Genomic DNA, 17,836 nt, shown 5'->3' with positions numbered 1-17,836 from the left:
GCGGCGGCGCAGGACTGAAGGCAAGAATGAGCGATACCAAAGACACCGGCGACAAAACGATTCCCGTGGAGCGCAAGAAGACGCTGTCCCTTTCCCGTGGCGTGGAGTCCGGGACCGTGCGGCAGTCCTTCTCCCATGGGCGCACGAAGCAGGTTGTCGTCGAGAAAAAGAAGCGCCGCATGATGCCGCCGGGCGAGCAGCCGGCCAAGACCGAAGCCGCTCCCCAGCAGCCCTCGCAGGCGCGCACCGAGCAACCCAAGCGGCCGCTGCAGCAGAACAAGCAGCGTGGCGGCAACGTTCTGCGCACGCTGACGGCCGAAGAGGCCGCGGCCCGCGCCGCAGCGCTCCGCGATGCGCAGGTGCGCGCCGTTGAAGAACGCAAGCAGTCGGAAGCCGAAGCCAAGCGCCGCGCCGAAGAAGAGGCAAAGCGCAAGACCGAGGAAGAGCAGCGCCACAAGGAAGAAGAGGCCGCTGCCAAGCGCAAGGCCGAAGAGGAAGCCCGGCGCGCGGCCGAAGAGGCTGCAAAGCCCGCCGCTACCCCGGCTCCAGAACCGGCTGCGCCCTCTGCCAAGGCCGAGCCCGCTGCTGCCAAGCAGCAGCCTGCCGCTCACACCCAGCATGCGCGTCCGGCCGCCAAGCGCGAAACGGCAGAAGCCAATCGTCCGGCCCGTGCGCCCAAGCGCGGGGCTGCAAAGCCCGCCGTGCCCGCGAACAAGCCGACGCCGCGTTCCGATGATCGCCGCAAGTCGAAGCTGACCATCAACTCCAACTTCAGTGACGACAACCAGCGCGGCCGTTCACTCGCCTCGCTGCGCCGCCGTCGCGAGAAGGAGAAGCGTGCCGGTCAGCAGGTGCCGCGCGAGAAGGTAATGCGTGAGGTGACCATCCCGGATGCGATCACCATCCAGGAACTCGCCAACCGCATGTCCGAGCGTTCGGTCGACGTCATCAAGCTGCTGATGAAGCAGGGCCAGATGATGAAGATCAACGACGTGCCGGACGCCGATACCGCGCAGCTCATCGTCGAGGAAATGGGTCACACGCCCAAGCGCGTGTCGGAATCCGACGTCGAAGAGGGCCTGTTCTCCGAAGCCGACAACGAGGCCGATCTGAAGGCGCGTCCCCCGGTGGTTACCATCATGGGCCACGTCGACCACGGCAAGACCTCGCTGCTCGATGCGCTCCGCCACGCCAACGTGGTCTCCGGCGAGGCCGGCGGCATCACGCAGCATATCGGCGCCTATCAGGTCGAGCAGAACGGCCAGGAGATCACCTTCATCGATACGCCGGGCCACGCCGCCTTCTCCGCGATGCGTGCCCGCGGTGCCAAGTCGACGGATATCGTCATCCTCGTCGTGGCCGCCGATGACGGCGTCATGCCTCAGACGAAGGAAGCTATCGCCCATGCGCGGGCGGCCGACGTTCCGATCATTGTCGCCATCAACAAGATCGACAAGCCGGGCGCCGACCCCAACCGGGTGCGCACCGAACTCCTCTCCGAGGAGATCGTGGTGGAATCGATGGGCGGCGACACGATCGAGGTCGAGGTTTCCGCGCTGAAGAAGCAAAACCTCGACAAGCTGTTGGAAATGATCCTGATGCAGGCGGAAATCCTGGAGCTGAAGGCTAACCCGGATCGCACCGTGGAAGGCACGATCATCGAAGCGCAGCTCGACAAGGGCCGCGGCCCGGTCGCGACCGTTCTGGTTCAGAAGGGCACGCTGCATGTCGGCGACATCCTCGTCGCCGGGTCCGAATGGGCCCGCGTGCGCGCTATGCTGGACGAGAACGGCAACCAGGTGCAGGCGGCTCTGCCGTCCAAGCCCGTCGAGGTCCTCGGCTTCCAGGGTACGCCTGAGGCCGGCGATCTGGTCGCGGTGGTGGAAAACGAATCGCGTGCTCGCGAGATCGTCGACTACCGTCAGCGCCAGAAGCGCGAGAAGGCATCGATCACCGCGGTCGGTACACGCGGTTCGCTGGAGCAGATGATGAACCGTCTCCAGGAGACGGGGAAGAAGGAGTTCGCGCTGGTCATCAAGGCCGACGTGCAGGGTTCCTCGGAAGCCATCGTCGGTGCTCTGGAACAGCTCGGCACCGACGAGGTCGCGGCCCGCGTGCTGCATGCGGGCGTAGGCGGCACCACCGAGGCGGACGTCACGCTGGCAGCCGCTTCCAACGCTCCGATCATCGGCTTCAACGTGCGCGCCAACAAGCAGGCGCGCAAGGCGGCCGAGCGCGAAGGCATCGAGATCCGCTACTACAACGTCATCTACGATCTGGTGGACGACGTGAAGGCGGCCATGTCGGGCCTGCTCAGCCCCGAACGGCGCGAGACCTTCCTCGGCAATGCCGAGGTCCTGCAGGTGTTCAACATCTCCAAGGTTGGCAAGGTTGCCGGTTGCCTGGTCACCGAGGGCATCGTGGAACGCGGCGCGGAAGTGCGCCTCATCCGCGACGACGTGGTGGTCCACGAGAGCAAGCTCGGCACGCTCAAGCGCTACAAGGACGACGTCAAGCAGGTCGAGTCCGGCCAGGAATGCGGCATGAACTTCGAGAACTACCACGACATGCGTGTCGGGGACGTGATCGAGTGCTTCCGCGTCGAGCAGGTCTCCCGCACGCTGTAAGGACGACGTTTTCCGGTCGGGACGCGCGGCGCGCCCCGACCGTCAGGACATCGCTTCACGACAGGCTCCGGGGCGCCGGAGCGACAAAACAATTCCGGCGCCGACTCGGTTCGATCTCCGTCGGCGCTCGTCTATCAACGGATATATGACCATGAGCCGGTTTAAGGACGAGGCGCAGGGCATGCCCTCGCAGCGCCAGCTTCGCGTCGGCGAATTGCTGCGCAAGGAGCTGTCCGAAATCCTGTCGCGCGGCGACGTGCGCGATCCGGTGCTGGAGACGCATATCGTCATCGTGCCGGAAGTGCGTGTTTCCCCCGACTTCAAGCACGCCACCGTGCTGATCATGCCGCTCGGCGGCATGGATGCGGAGGCCGTCGTGGAGGCGCTGGGGCGTCACCGCAAGTATCTGCGCGGCCAGGTCGCGCGGCGTATGACCATGAAATTCATGCCCGACCTGCATTTCCGCCTCGACACCCGTTTCGACGACGACGACCGGATCACCCAGCTTCTGCGCAAGCCGGAAGTGGCGCGCGATCTGGACGACGAAGGCGACGACGAGGAGTAGGTGTATCTCCCGGCTGCCGGGTCGGCGGCCGTGTGCTCTGCGTGGCATCCCCCACGTTGTCATCCCCGCTAAGGCGGGGACCCAGTAATCACTATCGCCGACTCGCGAAGCGCCCCGGCGTCATGTCGCGGTTACTGGGGCTCGACACTTCGATTTCGCTTCGGCGGGATGACATGCGGTTGAAGCGGACCGCCCGCGGCGGTCGTCTACCTCCTGTGGTTACTGGATCCCCGCCTTCGCGGGGATGACAACGTGGGGAATGCCCGTCACCCCATCGGATATCCCCGGCCAACTCGACCTTGAACGAACGACACTCCATGAAGCGGCAGCAGAAGAAGCACCCCAAGTTCGACATCGACGGCTGGCTCGTTCTCGACAAGCCCATCGGTCTTACCTCCAACGACGCGTTGTCTCGGCTGAAGCGCCTGTTCCACCCCAAGAAGGTAGGCCATGCGGGCACGCTCGACCCGGTCGCCTCGGGCTGCCTGCCGATCGCCTTCGGCGAGGCGACGAAGACCGTCCCTTACGTGATGGACGGGCGCAAGGTGTACCGTTTTGCCGTGCGCTGGGGTGAGGAGACGGACACGGACGACCCCGAGGGTCAGGTCATCGCGACCTCCGACGTGTGCCCCGAAGCCGACGACATCCACGATGTCCTGCCCGAATTCACCGGCACGATCGAACAGGTGCCGCCGAAATTCTCCGCCATCAAGATCGGCGGCGAACGCGCCTACGATCTGGCCCGCGAGGGCGCGGAAGTGGAGCTGAAGCCGCGCGAGATCGAGGTGCATCGCCTCGATCTGGTCGACATGCCCGATGCGGATACGGCCGTGTTCGAAAGCGAATGCGGCAAGGGCACCTATGTCCGGGCGCTCGCGCGCGACATTGGCCGCAGGCTCGGAACGTGCGCGCACGTGGTGGAACTGCGCCGCCTGCTCGTCGGTCCCTTCGGCGAGGAGGACATGGTCACGCTGGAGGAACTGGCGGAAGCGGTGGAAAAAGCGGAAACGCCGGTGGTTGCTGCCGAAAGCGAGCTTCTCGCGGTGGAAACGGCGCTTCAAGACCTGCCGGAAGTGGCGGTCAGCCGCAATGATGAGGCGCGCCTGCGCCGCGGTCAGGGCGTCATCATGCGCGGCCGCGATGCCCCGGTTCTGGGCGGCGAGGTCTACATCACCTGCCAGGGGCGCCTGATCGCCATCTGCACGGCGGAAAAGGGCGAAGTGAAGCCGCGCCGCGTGTTTTCCATCGCGGGGCAGCAGTAAACCGAGCGAGGCAGGAAAGGGCTAAGATCGTCCGTGTTTGTCCGGGCCGAATGCCTCCAGCACAATTGTTATCCCCGCGAAGGCGGGGATCCAGCACTCCGTGCGACTGGCGGTTCTAGCCTGTGAGCGAAGTCCTGTGGTTACTGGATCCCCGCCTTCGTGGGGATGACAGCCATGGACAAAACGTACCCGGTTTAGACTTGGCTCCGAGTTTCGGTGCCGGACCTCATCCCGAAGGTCGACAGCACTAGGACGGCTCTACCCCGCCTTGCGCGTTGTCTCGCCCGCGTCCGCCGATTTCGCACCTGAGCGCACCAGCAGATCCGTGTTCGGGGAAAACCGCGCCTCCAGCGGTAGCAGCGCTGCCCCCAGCACGCGCGCCATCGGGCCGATGCTGCCCGCCAGTACCTGCGTCGGCGACAGTCCCGACCTGTTGAAATTCTCCAGCGTTTCCGCCAGTCGTTCGGTCAGCCGGGCGCGCCAGGGCGGCGGCAGCAAGCCGTCGACGATGACGGCCTGAAAATCGATGATCGACAGGGCCGCCACAACCGCGCGGGCAAGCTCGGGCAAGGCGGCTTCCATCCAGCGCTCGAAGATCTCCTCGATCTCCGGCGATGTCTTGTCCGCATAAAGAACGTCCTGGCCGTCGATCCCGGCGGCCGCCAGCGTGTGCTCGAATTCCAGGACGGAGACCGAATGAATGAGCTGGTCCGGGCCCTTCGTGCCGCTTTTCGCCCGAAGGGATCCGTTTCCGACCCCGACCGGCATGGAGCCGATCGCGCCCGCATTGGCCTGCTCTCCGGGATAGAGCTTGCCGTCCAGCACGATGCCGCCACCGATGAACGTGCCCATGTAGATGTAGAGCGCGGAGCGGGTGGCGATTGCCTCGCCGGCAATTATCTCTGCCGCACATGCCGCCGTTGCATCGTTGTGCAGCGTGACCTTCAGCCCGGTGGCGCGTGCAAGTGCGCTCGCAACATCGGCCGTTCGCCAGCCGTCGAGCGAGCCGGGCGCCAGATCGAGCTCGGTCGCCCAGGTTTCCAGTTCGCCCGGCATGGCGACGCCGATACCGACGACGCGCCCGCGCGCTGTCTCGTCCAGACGGGCAAGCAGTTCGGTGACCTGATCGGCCGCAATGGAAATCGTGCGCTCGGGCATCGGCGCCTGATAGCGCTCGCGGCACGAGCCGATAACTTCGCCGACCATGTCGATCAGCAAGGCTTCCACGGAATGGCGGCTGATCTTCACGCCGAGCGAGAAGGCGCCGACGGGATTGGGAGCGATCGGCGTGGAGGGCTGGCCCACATGGCCGCGCACCTTTTCCAGCTTTATGACCAGTCCGCCTTCCATCAGACGGCCGACGATGACCGAGGCCGCCTGCCCGGAAAGGCCCGTTTCCCGTGCGATTTCAGCGCGCGACAAGGTCCCTGCACGACGCAGTGCGCTCATGATCAGGCGTTCGTTGTAAGCACGCAGCCCCGCAGTATCACCGCCTCGCATGACGTGGTTTCCTCACTGGTCGTCGCAGTTGGTGGCAATGCTATGCATGTTCTAATATTAAAATCAAAGTGATTTATTTATTGACAAAACGTTTCCGCTATGGCGGATTTACGCCTACGGAGGAGACGTCTAGCTAAAGGCCGGCGAAAAGCGGGGCAAAGCGGTAGGGCGTAGGACCGAATCTCGAATAGCATGTACGGTAACTTATCGTCCCCTTGCGGTGGCGACCAGTCGGCATGCGATATCGCGACGGATCCGGCTTCGCCCGAGAGACGCGCATCCGAAAAGAGTCGGAAAACGACCTGAGATGCGGGGACTGTTCACCAATCGGCAGGGACGCGGGGAAGAACGGATGTTTCTGGTTTGCGGTGAAGCGTTGTGGGATCTCTTCGTCAGCGACTACGGTGCTGACGCCGATGTAGGTGGCATGGCCCGCATCGGTTTCGACGGCCGGATCGGTGGCTCCCCGTTCAACGTGGCGATCGGGATCTCACGTCTCGGCCATCGGTCGGGCTTTTTCTCCGGAATTTCCAGCGATCCGCTCGGGCGACGGCTCATTCATGCGCTGGAGCGCGAGAACGTCGACACGGCGCATGTGATCTCCTTTCCCAATCCGACCACGTTGAGCCTCGTCGATGTGGGGCCGGACGGCGGCCCCGCCTACACGTTTTACGGAACCGGCGCGGCAGACCGCGCGTTGAATAGCGGCGATTTGCCGGATCTCGCTGAAGACGTATGGGGCATCCATTTTGGGTCCTACTCGCTGGTGGTGGAGCCGGTGGGCTCCGCCCTGCTGGAGCTGGCCGAACGCGAGGCCGGACGGCGCCTCATCACGCTCGATCCCAACGTGCGCTTCACGGTGGAGAGCGACCGCGACGTCTGGTGTCGGTGCATCGAGGCGTTCGTGAGTCACAGCGATGTCGTCAAGGTGAGGGAGGAAGATCTTGAGTTTCTGTATCCCGGCGAATGTTTCGTGGCCGTTGCCGCGCGCTGGCGGGCGACCGGTGCGGGGATCGTGGTCGTGACGGGTGGCCGGGCGGGGGTGTGTGTGCCTATGGCTGCGGTGTCACGGTCGAGGTGGAGACGCGGCCGGTCCCGGTTGTTGACACTGTCGGCGCGGGCGACAGTTTTCAGGCAGCATTGATCGCCGATCTTGCCGAACGCAGCATGACGACGCGCGCCGCGCTTGAGGACCTCGACGGCGATCGTCTCGCTGATCTCGTCTCATTCGTGGTGGAGGCCTCGGCGATCACCTGCACGCGGCGCGGGGCGAACATGCCCAGATGCAACGAATTTGCGTAACGAATTGATGCAATGAACTGATGAATGAACTGGCCGGTACCGGCAAGGAGGGTAGTTGATGGTTGCTCGTGTTGTCCCCGTCGATCCGTTCGATCTCGTCATCTTCGGGGCCAGGGGAGATTTCGCCCGGCGCAAGCTGATCCCGGCGCTCTATCACCGCATGCATGACGGGCAGATGCCCGAGGAAGCGCGTCTGGTCGGCGTTGCGCGTGCGGATCTGGATGCGGATGGCTACCGGCGCATGGCCGAGGCCGTGCTCGACGAATTCGGCGGCACCGATGCGCAAGACGCGGAGATGCGCCGCAAGTTTTTCACCGCGCTCGACTACGTGTCTCTCGACGTGATGCAGGAACACGGCTGGCAGAACCTGAAACAGGCCCTGCCCGAGAACGGCACGGCGCGCTCGCGCGCCTTCTACCTTTCCGTGGCCCCCCGCTTCTTCGGCCCGATTGCCGAAGGCGTGCACCGGGCGGGATTGACGGACGAGTATTCGCGTCTCGTCATCGAAAAGCCGCTCGGCCACGATCTCGCCTCCGCCAAGGCGCTCAACGGCGTCTTCGCCGGGCATTTCGGCGAGCATCAGATTTTCCGTATCGACCACTATCTCGGCAAGGAGACGGTGCAGAACCTGATGGCGCTCAGGTTCGCCAACGCCTTTTTCGAGCCGCTGTGGAATGCCCGCCATATCGATTACGTTCAGATCACGGTGGTCGAAAAGGTCGGTGTGGAGGGGCGCGGGCCCTATTACGACGGCATCGGCGCTATGTGCGACATGGTGCAGAACCATCTGCTTCAGTTGCTGTGTTTCGTCGCGATGGAGCCGCCCTCCCATTTTGAGCCCGATGCGGTGCACGACGAAAAGCTGAAAGTGCTGCACGCGCTGACCCCGCTTACCGATCTCGACCGGGTGGTGCGCGGTCAATACGCAGCCGGTCCCGGCACGCCTTCCTACGTTGAGGATGCGGATGCGCCGACGAGCCGCACCGAGACCTTCATCGCCCTGAAGGCAGAGGTCGCGAACTGGCGCTGGTCGGGCGTGCCCTTCTAATCTTCGCACCGGAAAGCGCCTGAAATCGCGGGTTTCAGAGGTTGCGGTGGTGTTCAAGTCGGCGCCGCATTCGATCTTTCCCGCCGCCAGCGGTCGTGCGGCGCAGAATGTGCTGGCCTTGCGAGGCCATTATGCTGGGCATGATCATCAAGGAACCGGGACCGGGTGGCATGCGGCTCGCCCTTGCCGATTTGGACATGACCTTCGCCGATACGCTGGGCGCATCGAACATGCGAATGCCGGATGCCTATGAACGGCTGGTGATAGACGTTATTCGCGGCGACCAGATACTGTTCATGCGGGGTGATGAGGTGGAGGCCGCCTGGGCCTGGGTGGATGCGATCACCGCGCGCGTCGATGATGAGCGGCCGGAACTCTATGAACCCGGATCCGCCGGACCAGACGATGCGCTCATGCTGATGCACCGCGACGGCCATCGCTTGCGGGAGCTTTCCCAATGAGCCCGAAGATCATCGAATATCCCTCGCGCGAAGCGCTGGCGGACGGATTGGCGAATCTTCTCGCCGCCCGGCTGCGCGCCCTGCTGGACGAACGCGGCGTCGCCCGCATCACAATTGCCGGAGGCACCACGCCGGGGCCGATGCTGGAGCGGCTCAACCGGTCAAAGCTCGACTGGGAGAAGGTCGTCGTCACGCTGACCGACGAACGCTGGGTGCCGCCGACATCCCAGCGCTCCAATCAGAAGCTTCTGGGTGAACGCGACCTTCGCCCTGCTCTATGGAGGCACGGCAGAGCCCGACGGCTCGCTGCCCGCCGTTGCCGCCGGTCTGGAGCAGACCGCCCTGCCGCTCGATATCGCTGTCCTCGGCATGGGAGCGGACATGCACACGGCATCGCTTTTTCCCGGCGCCGTGGGCCTGAGCGATGCACTCGATGAAAACGCCCCTGCGCTGGTTGCCGTGCGCACGGCCGATCAGCCGGAGCCGCGCGTCACCCCCTGTCGGCGCGCGTTCTCAAAGGCGCAGGCGAGCGCCATATACTGATCGCCGGACCGCCAAAGCGCGAGACCCTGCAACAGGCGCTGACGCTGAGCGATCCGCACGAGGCGTCTGTTCGGGCTATTCTGGACGGGGCGACCGTCCATTTCGCCGAATAGGCGCAAATTCAAAATTCCGGGAGAGGTCCCATGCACCAGACGCTTTCCAAGCTCACCGACCGTATCCGCGAACGCTCGCGCGAAAGCCGCTCCGCCTATCTGGAGCGCTGTCGACGGGCGGCCGACGCCGGTCCAGCGCGCGTGCATCTGACCTGCGGAAATCTCGCCCATGTGACCGCCGCCGTCGGTCCCGACAAGGAGGCGATCGCCGACGGCAGCTCGGGCAATATCGGTATCATCACCGCCTATAACGACATGCTGTCGGCCCATCAGCCCTTTGGCCGCTTCCCCGATCTTGATTAAGGCGGCGGTGCGCGCGGAGGGCGACACCGCACAAGTCGCAGGCGGCGTGCCCACCATGTGCGACGGCGTCACGCAAGGACAGCCCGGCATGGAGCTGTCGCTGTTTTCGCTCGACGTGATCGCGCTCGCCGCCGGTGTGGCGCTCTCCCATAACTGCTTCGATGCCGCGATCTATCTGGGCGTCTCCGACAAAATCGTGCCGGGCCTCGTCATGGCTGCGGCGACCTTCGGGCATATCCCGGCCGTTTTCGCACCCGCCGGTCCGATGATCTCGGGCCTTCCCAAAGACGAGAAGGCGAAGATGCGTCAGCGCTATGCGTCGGGCGAGATCGGCCGCGACGAGCTTTTGAAGGCGGAGATGGCGAGCTACCACGGGCCGGGCACCTGCACCTTCTACGGCACGGCCAATTTCAATCAGATGCTGATGGAATTCATGGGATTGCACCTGCCGGGGACAAACTTCGTCAATCCCGACACCCCGTTGCGCGATGCGTTGACGGCGGCCGCTGCCAAGCGTGCGCTGGCGATCACCGCGAAGGACAACGAATTCACCCCCCGTTTGCGACGTGCTCGACGAGCGCGCCTTCGTCAACGGCCTGGTCGGGCTGAACGCCACGGGCGGCTACACCAACCTGGTGCTGCATCTGGTCGCTATGGCGCGGGCGGTGGGCATAGTGCTCGACTGGCAGGACATGGCCGAGATTTCCGCCGTCACCCCGCTGATGGCCCGCGTCTACCAGAACGGACTGGCGGACGTGAACCATTTCCACGCAGCCGGCGGGCTCGCCTATATGATCGGCGCATTGCTGGAGGCAGGCCTTCTGCACGAGGACGTACGCACTGTCGCGGGCGAAGGGTGTCGCATTACACGCAGGAGCCGAAGCTCTCTGGCTAGGAGATCGTGTGGGGCGATGGGCCGAAGGCGAGCAGCAACGACGTGATTCTGCGTCCCGTTTCCGAGCCCTTCTAGGAAAATAGCGGCTTGCGCCTTCTTTTCGGCAATTTCGGGCGTGCGGTCATCAAAACCTCGGCCGTCAAGCCGGAGCGGCACGTGGTGGAGGCACCGGTGCGCGTCTTCCACGATCAGGAGAAGGTCAAGGCCGCCTTCAAGGCGGGCGAATTCGATCATAACCTGATCGTAGTGGTGCGTTTTCAGGGGGCCAAGGCCAACGGCATGCCGGAACTCCATTCGCTGACCCCGGCGCTGGGCGTCACCCAGGATCGCGGCCACAAGATCGCGTTGATCACCGACGGGCGCATGTCCGGGGCCTCCGGCAAGGTGCCGGCGGCGATCCATGTCAGCCCGGAAGTCGCCGACGGCGGTCCGATCGTGCGGCTGAAGGATGGCGACATCGTCCGCCTCGATGCCACGGCGGGCAGGCTGAAAGTGCTGGTCGATGCGGCGGAATTCGCGGCGCGCGAACCGGCCAGATCGGATCTCTCCGCCAATCAGCACGGTATCGGTCGCGAACTCTTCGCCGCTTTCCGCGAGGCCGTCGGCACGGCCGATACGGGCGCTGCTGTGGTGGTTTGAGGGACGATGAATTTCGCCACCCGCCCCTCATTCCGGACCGAGCACGCCGTGAGGCGTGTCGAGAGATCCGGAATCCAGGGTTCAGTCGGCGCGTGAGCGCCGTCCAAAGTTCTTTCTGACCGCTCTGCACGGGGAAAAGGCGCTAGTCGCGCATCAGTAGCCTTCGGCACGTCTTGCGCTGGATTCCGGATCTGTCGACACGCGCTGATGTGTGTGCTCGGTCCAGAATGAGGGAACAAGTGGCGGCCGTCTTCGCCCCCTCTCCCATGGGGAGAGAGCTGGGGTGAGGGGTGTCGCGCTCTCAAGGATACGGAGAACCCGACCTCCCCTCACCCGGGCCTGCGGCCCGACCTCTCCCCTTGGAAGAGGTGTTTTCCGCGGCCAGCTTCCGTCAAACCATGAAACGCTCCGGTGTGCGTCTCCCTTCTCCGTACCTCTCTTACCCGTCGGGAATGACAATTGTGACGAGGCCGCGTCTGTGGCGCGGATGGGGACGCTCGGTCGTGGCCTTGTTTAGGGGCATATCCTAAGGTCGAGACGGTGAAAACACCCGCGGAAGATGATTTTCACTGCGGTGTTTTGCGTCGCTGAAAGCTCGTTGTCTATAAATAAATCAATGTGATTTATTTATAGACAAGCCGGAAACGCTCCGGCATAGTTTCGAGAATTACCGATCCGTCTGCCAAGGAGGTTCGCAGGCTGCTGAAACTTCACCGTTCGGCCGTGCGGCTTGAGACCGCAGATTGGGAGGAACCATGATTTACAGGGCCTGGCTTTTCGGCGCCGTCAGTGCATGTGCACTCGGGTTCGCCGCACATGCGGAAACGATCACCATCGCCACCGTGAACAACGGCAACATGATCCGCATTCAGAAGCTCACCGACGATTTCACCAAGGACCTCCCCGACATCGATCTGGAATGGGTGACCCTGGAAGAGAACGTGCTGCGTCAGCGCGTGACCACGAACATCGCCACCAAAGGCGGTCAATACGACGTGATGACCATCGGCAACTACGAAGTGCCGATCTGGGGCAAGCAGGGCTGGCTCATGGCGCTGGACGACATGTCCGGCGACTACGACAAGGCCGACCTTCTGCCCGCCATCGCCGGAGGCCTGTCGATGGACGACAAGCTCTATGGGGCGCCCTTCTACGGCGAATCCGCCATGGTGACGTATCGCACCGATCTGGCGGAGAAGGTCGGGATCGACATGTCCGATCAACCGACCTGGGGCGAGAACATGACCTTCATCACCGCCATGTCGAATTCCTACGGCGCGCGCTGGTTCGACATGGACTGGAAGCCGCAGTTCGACAGCCCAGAATGGAAGGCCACGCTGACCGACTACCTCGACATGATGAAAAATTACGGTTCTCCGGGCTCCTCGTCGAACGGCTTCAACGAGAACCTGGCGCTCTTCCAGCAGGGCAAGTGCGGCATGTGGATCGATGCCACGGTCGCCGCCTCCTTCGTCACCGACAAGAATGATTCCACGGTCGCCGACAGCGTCGGTTTCGCCCAGTTCCCCAACAATGATGGCGTCGACAATCACGGCAACTGGCTGTGGTCGTGGAACCTGGCGATCCCCGCCTCCACCAAGAAGGCGGACGCGGCCAAGGCCTTCGTCGCCTGGGCGACGTCGAAGCGCTACACGGAACTCGTCGCAAGCAAGGCTGGGCCGCCTCGCCTCCGGGCACGCGCACCTCGCTTTACGAGAACCCCGACTATCAGAAGGCCGCGCCGTTCGCGAAGATGACGCTGGACTCCATCAACGCCGTCGACACCGAGAAGCCGTCGGTGCAGGAGATCCCCTATACGGGCGCGCAGTTCGTCTCGATCCCCGAGTTTCAGGGCATTGGCACTGCGGTCGGCCAGCTCTTCTCCGCAGCCCTTTTGCAGGCAACATGTTCGCGGATCAGGCGTTGCAGATGGCACAGAGCCTCGTCACCCGCGAAATGACCAAGGCCGGCTACATCAAGTAGCCGCGCTTCACGTACGGGCATCGCCGACAAAAGCATGGTAGCATGGGGGGTGTTGAAAATCCCCATGCCGGCCGGTCGCTTCCCGGCGACATGGCGGCGTGCGCGGATTTTCCCCCTTTGCGGCCCCTGGGCCGGATCGTCAGGCATCGAGGCCGGAACGGTTCGTTCCATCGGTTGCCGACCAGTCGACGGAGTGTGCGACCATGGCCACGATCCATTCGCGGGCTGCGGCACGGCTGATGCTATCCCCGGCCGTGTTGATGCTCCTGGGGTGGATGATCATCCCCCTGTCGATGGCCGTCTATTTCTCGTTCCTGCACTACAATCTGCTGATCCCCGGCACGCACGATTTCATCGGCTTCGCCAATTAAAGCTACTTCCTCACCGATCCCGCCTTCTTCGCCGCGCTGCTGAACACGTTGCTGCTCGTCGGCGGGGTGCTGGTGATCACCATTGCCGGCGGGGTGTTGCTGGCGATCCTGCTAGATCAGCCCATGTGGGGACAAGGCATCGTGCGCATTCTGGCGATCGCCTCGTTCTTCGTCATGCCGACGGTCGGCGCGCTGGTGTGGAAGAACATGTTCATGAACCCGGTCAACGGGCTCTTCGCCGCCGCCAAGGCACTCGGGCTTCAGCCCTTCGACTTTTTCGCCCAGGCGCCGCTCGCCTCCGTCATCGGCATGGTCGCCTGGCAATGGCTGCCCTTCGCCACCCTGATCCTTCTGACCGCTCTGCAGTCGCTCGACCGCGAACAACTGGAAGCGGCGGAAATGGACGGGGTGGGACCGGTCTCCACCTTCTTCTTCATCACCCTGCCGCATCTGGCGCGCGCCATCACCGTGATGGTGGTGATCCAGACGATCTTCCTCCTCTCGGTCTTTGCGGAAATCCTGGTTACCACCAATGGCGGGCCGGGCTATGCGACCACCAACATTACCTATCTTGTCTATGCCTAGTCGCTGTTGCAGTTCGACGTGGGCGGCGGCTCCGCCGGCGGTATCGTGGCCGTCATCCTCGCCAACATCGTCGCGATCTTCCTGATGCGGATGATCGGCAAGAACCTGGACATCTGATCATGGCCCGCGCGACCTCCAAACGCCGCAAGACCGTCATGACCGTTCTGGTCTGGGCGATCGGGCTGACAATCTTCTTCCCGATCCTGTGGACGGTGCTGACCAGCTTCAAGACGGAGGCCGAGGCGGTCGCTTCGCCGCTCTCCTTCATCGGCTTTCACTGGACGCTGGCAAACTATGCGGAGGTGCAGTCGCGTTCCAACTATTTCCGCCATTTCCTGAATTCCGTGGTGATCTCGCTTGGCTCCACCGTGCTGGGACTGGCCGTCACCATTCCGGCCGCCTGGTCGAAGGCCTTCGTGCCCGCCAAGCGCACCAAGGACATCCTGATGTGGATGCTGTCGACCAAGATGCTGCCGCCGGTCGGCGTGCTGATCCCGATCTACCTGATCTTCCGTGACATGGGGCTTCTCGATACGTTCACCGGTCTGGTGATCGTCCTCATGCTGATCAACCTGCCGATCATCATCTGGATGCTGTTCACCTACTTTCGCGAGATCCCGGGCGAGATCCTGGAGGCCTCGCGCATGGACGGGGCGGGTCTGAAGGCGGAGATCCTTTACGTGCTGACGCCGATGGCGGTGCCCGGCATCGCTTCCACGCTGCTGCTCAACATCATCCTGGCGTGAAACGAGGCGTTCTGGACGCTCAATCTGACGGCGGCGAAATCGGCGCCGTTGACGGCCTTCATCGCCAGCTATTCGAGCCCGGAAGGATTGTTCTACGCCAAGCTGTCGACCGCTTCGACCATGGCGATCGCGCCCATCCTGATCCTGGGATGGTTCAGTCAGAAACAGCTCGTGCGCGGATTGACCTTCGGCGCGGTGAAATAGGGTCAAGGAAACAGGTCACAAATAGGGGGAGGGGACGTGGGAGAGATCGTTCTCGACAAGATCACCAAGACCTTAGGCCATGCCGAGGTCATTCCGCCGCTCGACCTGCATATCGAGGACGGCGAGTTCGTCGTCTTCGTCGGTTCCTCGGGCTGCGGAAAGTCGACCTTGCTGCGGCTCATCGCGGGGCTTGAGGACGTGACCACCGGGGAAATCCGCATCGACGGGGAGCCCGCGACCCATACCCCGTTCGCCCGACGCGGGCTTGCCATGGTCTTCCAGTTCTACGCGCTCTACCCGCACATGTCGGTTCGAAGGAACATCGCCTTTCCGCTGAAGGTGGCGGGCCTTCCAAAGGCCGTCATCGACGAGAAGTTGGAGAATGCCGCAAGCGTCCTGAACCTGACGGACTATCTCGACCATCGTCTGGGCCAGCTTTCCGGCGGCCAGCGCCAGCGCGTCGCCATCGGCCGCGCCATCTTGCGCGAACCGGCCGCTTTTCTGTTCGACGAGCCGCTGTCGAACCTTGATGCCGCGCTCCGGGTCAACATGCGCCTGGAAATTTCCAAGCTACACAACACTCTCGGCACGACGATGATCTACGTGACCCACGATCAGGTCGAGGCGATGACCATGGCCGACAAGATCGTGGTGCTGAACGCGGGGCGCGTGAAACAGGTGAGCTCGCCGCTCGATCTTTACACCGCGTCTCGAAATCTGTTCGTGGCAGGCTTCATTGGCTCGCCGAAGATGAATTTCATCGAGGGCGATCTGGCGGAGACGCACAACGCCACCACCATCGGCATCCGGCCGGAACATATGGACGTGTCGACCGATACCGGCGCGTGGGCGGGCAAGGTCTCGATTGCCGAGCATCTGGGCTCCGACACGTTCCTGCACGTGCAGACGGACAATCTGGGCACCCTGACCGCGCGGGTCGACAGCGAGTTCCCCGTTCGCTACGGCGCCCGCGTCTACCTGACGCCGCAGGCCGACAAGATCCACCGCTTCGATGCCCGCGGCCTTGCCATTCGCTGAGAGCAAGGCCGGCCCCAACCGGGAAGAACGACCATGACCATCAGGCTTTCCGCCGATACGCTTTCCGCCATCGCGGGGCTTGCCGAAATCCCGCGCTATGCACGGACCGACCTTTCCGCCGGTATCCTGCATTTCGGTGTCGGCAACTTCCACCGCTCCCATCAGGCCGTCTATCTGGATGCGCTCTTCTCCACGGGCCGCGATCACGATTGGGCGATCGTCGGGGCGGGCGTGATGGCGGGGGACGAACGCATGCGCGAGGCGCTCGCCTCCCAGGATTGGCTGACCACCGTGGTCGATCAGTCGGCCGAGGTCAGCCAGGCCCCATGTGACCGGCGCCATGATTGATATCCTGCCGATCGCCGATGCCAAGGCGATCATCGACAAGCTGGCCGATCCGGCCATCCGCATCGTCTCGCTGACCGTGACCGAGGGCGGTTATTTCGTCGATGCGGCGGGGCACTTCAATCCCTCCCACCCGGCCATCGTCGCCGACGGCGGGACCCCGGAGGCCCCCTCCACCGTCTTCGGCCTCATCGCCGCGGGGCTGAGGTGATGCGAACGCAAGGGCACGCCCGCCTTCACTGTGATGTCTTGCGACAACATTCCCCATAACGGCGTGGTGGCGCGCGATGCGGTTTCGGGCGTCGCCCGCCAATGGGATCGGGATTTCGGCGACCGGATCGCCAAGGACGTCGCCTTTCCCAATGGCATGGTCGACCGCATTACCCCCGCGACTGGAGCGCGCGAGCGGGATCTGCTGAAAAGCGACTTCGGCATCGAGGATGCCTGGCCGGTCTTCTGCGAGGATTTCAAGCAATGGGTGCTGGATGACAAGTTCCCCGCGGGCCGCCCGGCGCTCGAGACCGTCGGCGTGCAGTTCGTGGAGGATGTGACGCCGTTCGAGATCATGAAGATCCGGATCCTCAACGGCGGCCATGCGGTGATCGCCTATCCGGCCGGGATGCTTGACATCCATTTCGTCCACGAGGCGATGGAACATCCGCTGATCGCGGCGTTTCTCGAAAAGATCGAGCGCGACGAGATCATCCCTGTCGTCCCGCCCGTGCTCGATACGGATCTCGACTGGTATTTCGGCGAGACCAAACGCCGCTTCGCCAACCCGAAGATCGGCGACACGGTGAGAAGGCTTTGTCTCGACGGCTCTAACCGGCAGCCGAAATTCATCGTCACGACGATTGCCGACCGGCTGGCCGCAGGCGCCTGCGTGACGGGTCTGGCACTGGAATCCGCGCTATGGTGCCGCTACTGCTTCGGAGAGACGGAGTCCGGTGCCGTGATCGAGCCGAACGATCCGAACTGGCAAACGCTGGTGCCGCTCGCCCGAGCCGCCAAGGCCGATCCGGTCATGTGGCTGGAGCAGGAGGCGGTTTACGGCGACGTGGCGCGCGATGAGGGCTTCCGGCAGGCATTCGCCCGCGCGCTCAATGCGCTGTGGGCGGCAGGGACCGAGGCGATGTTGAAGCGCTATCTGGCGGGGGAATTGTAGGGCGGGTTTGAAGGGGGGAGAGGGGTGAAAGCGCATGCGAAACAAGGGGCCCATCCTTGAAGACGGCGCGTAGCGCCTCCTCAGGATGACGTTGTATATGTTGCGCGCTTCATCTGCTCTCTCAACACGATAACGTCATCC

At 63.6% G+C, this 17,836-nt stretch carries 8 protein-coding genes and 6 pseudogenes; 13 read left to right on the top strand and 1 reads right to left on the bottom strand.

Features of this window, described 5'->3' with window-relative positions; all coding sequences use genetic code 11:
- Positions 1 to 26 precede the first annotated feature (26 nt).
- The 3 genes from infB (at position 27) to truB (ending at position 4,454) form a co-directional block, all read left to right on the top strand.
- A complete protein-coding gene (infB, locus tag QNJ43_RS08520) occupies positions 27 to 2,627 on the top strand; it encodes a translation initiation factor IF-2 (protein ID WP_300469074.1) in 2,601 nt (866 codons plus the stop codon).
- A gap of 151 nt (positions 2,628 to 2,778) precedes the next feature.
- Entirely contained in the window at positions 2,779 to 3,192 is a 414-nt protein-coding gene (gene rbfA / locus QNJ43_RS08515) for a 30S ribosome-binding factor RbfA (RefSeq protein WP_300469072.1), read from the top strand.
- A 317-nt stretch (positions 3,193 to 3,509) separates the two neighbouring features.
- Entirely contained in the window at positions 3,510 to 4,454 is a 945-nt protein-coding gene (truB, locus tag QNJ43_RS08510; protein ID WP_300469071.1) for a tRNA pseudouridine(55) synthase TruB, read from the top strand.
- A 258-nt stretch (positions 4,455 to 4,712) separates the two neighbouring features.
- Here truB and QNJ43_RS08505 read toward each other — a convergent pair whose 3' ends face one another.
- A complete protein-coding gene (locus tag QNJ43_RS08505) occupies positions 4,713 to 5,954 on the bottom strand; it encodes an ROK family transcriptional regulator (RefSeq protein ID WP_300469070.1) in 1,242 nt (413 codons plus the stop codon).
- 307 nt (positions 5,955 to 6,261) lie between these two features.
- Here QNJ43_RS08505 and QNJ43_RS08500 point away from each other — a divergent pair, with 307 nt between their 5' ends.
- The 10 genes and pseudogenes from QNJ43_RS08500 to QNJ43_RS08455 all read left to right on the top strand — a co-directional run bounded on the left by QNJ43_RS08500 (position 6,262) and on the right by QNJ43_RS08455 (position 17,695).
- A complete protein-coding gene (locus tag QNJ43_RS08500; RefSeq protein WP_300469068.1) occupies positions 6,262 to 7,098 on the top strand; it encodes a PfkB family carbohydrate kinase in 837 nt (278 codons plus the stop codon).
- Positions 6,999 to 7,256 carry a PfkB family carbohydrate kinase gene (locus QNJ43_RS08495; protein ID WP_300469067.1) on the top strand — a complete coding sequence of 86 codons (258 nt, stop codon included), beginning with the start codon at positions 6,999 to 7,001 and terminating at the stop codon, positions 7,254 to 7,256. The genes QNJ43_RS08500 and QNJ43_RS08495 overlap by 100 nt, the downstream gene beginning before the upstream one ends.
- A gap of 58 nt (positions 7,257 to 7,314) precedes the next feature.
- Positions 7,315 to 8,765 (top strand): annotated as a pseudogene (gene zwf, locus QNJ43_RS08490) (glucose-6-phosphate dehydrogenase).
- Between the two features lie 252 nt (positions 8,766 to 9,017).
- Positions 9,018 to 9,308: a 6-phosphogluconolactonase gene (locus QNJ43_RS08485; RefSeq protein ID WP_300469064.1), complete on the top strand. Its 291-nt coding sequence runs from the start codon at positions 9,018 to 9,020 to the stop codon at positions 9,306 to 9,308.
- A gap of 143 nt (positions 9,309 to 9,451) precedes the next feature.
- Positions 9,452 to 11,258 (top strand): annotated as a pseudogene (gene edd / locus QNJ43_RS08480) (phosphogluconate dehydratase).
- A 755-nt stretch (positions 11,259 to 12,013) separates the two neighbouring features.
- A pseudogene (locus tag QNJ43_RS08475) lies at positions 12,014 to 13,241 on the top strand (sugar ABC transporter substrate-binding protein).
- 203 nt (positions 13,242 to 13,444) lie between these two features.
- A pseudogene (locus tag QNJ43_RS08470) lies at positions 13,445 to 14,314 on the top strand (sugar ABC transporter permease).
- Between the two features lie 2 nt (positions 14,315 to 14,316).
- Positions 14,317 to 15,147: pseudogene (locus tag QNJ43_RS08465) on the top strand (carbohydrate ABC transporter permease).
- 36 nt (positions 15,148 to 15,183) lie between these two features.
- The gene (locus tag QNJ43_RS08460; protein WP_300469063.1) at positions 15,184 to 16,185 is read left to right on the top strand and encodes an ABC transporter ATP-binding protein; all 1,002 of its coding nucleotides are present in this window, start codon (positions 15,184 to 15,186) and stop codon (positions 16,183 to 16,185) included.
- 33 nt (positions 16,186 to 16,218) lie between these two features.
- Positions 16,219 to 17,695, top strand: a pseudogene (locus QNJ43_RS08455) (mannitol dehydrogenase family protein).
- The last annotated feature ends 141 nt before the right edge of the window (positions 17,696 to 17,836 follow it).

Origin of the sequence: Breoghania sp. (assembly GCF_030066895.1) — a bacterium.
Classification (GTDB): domain Bacteria; phylum Pseudomonadota; class Alphaproteobacteria; order Rhizobiales; family Stappiaceae; genus Breoghania.
Note: the sequence above shows the minus strand (reverse complement) of the source record. Positions and strands in the feature narration are given on the sequence as shown.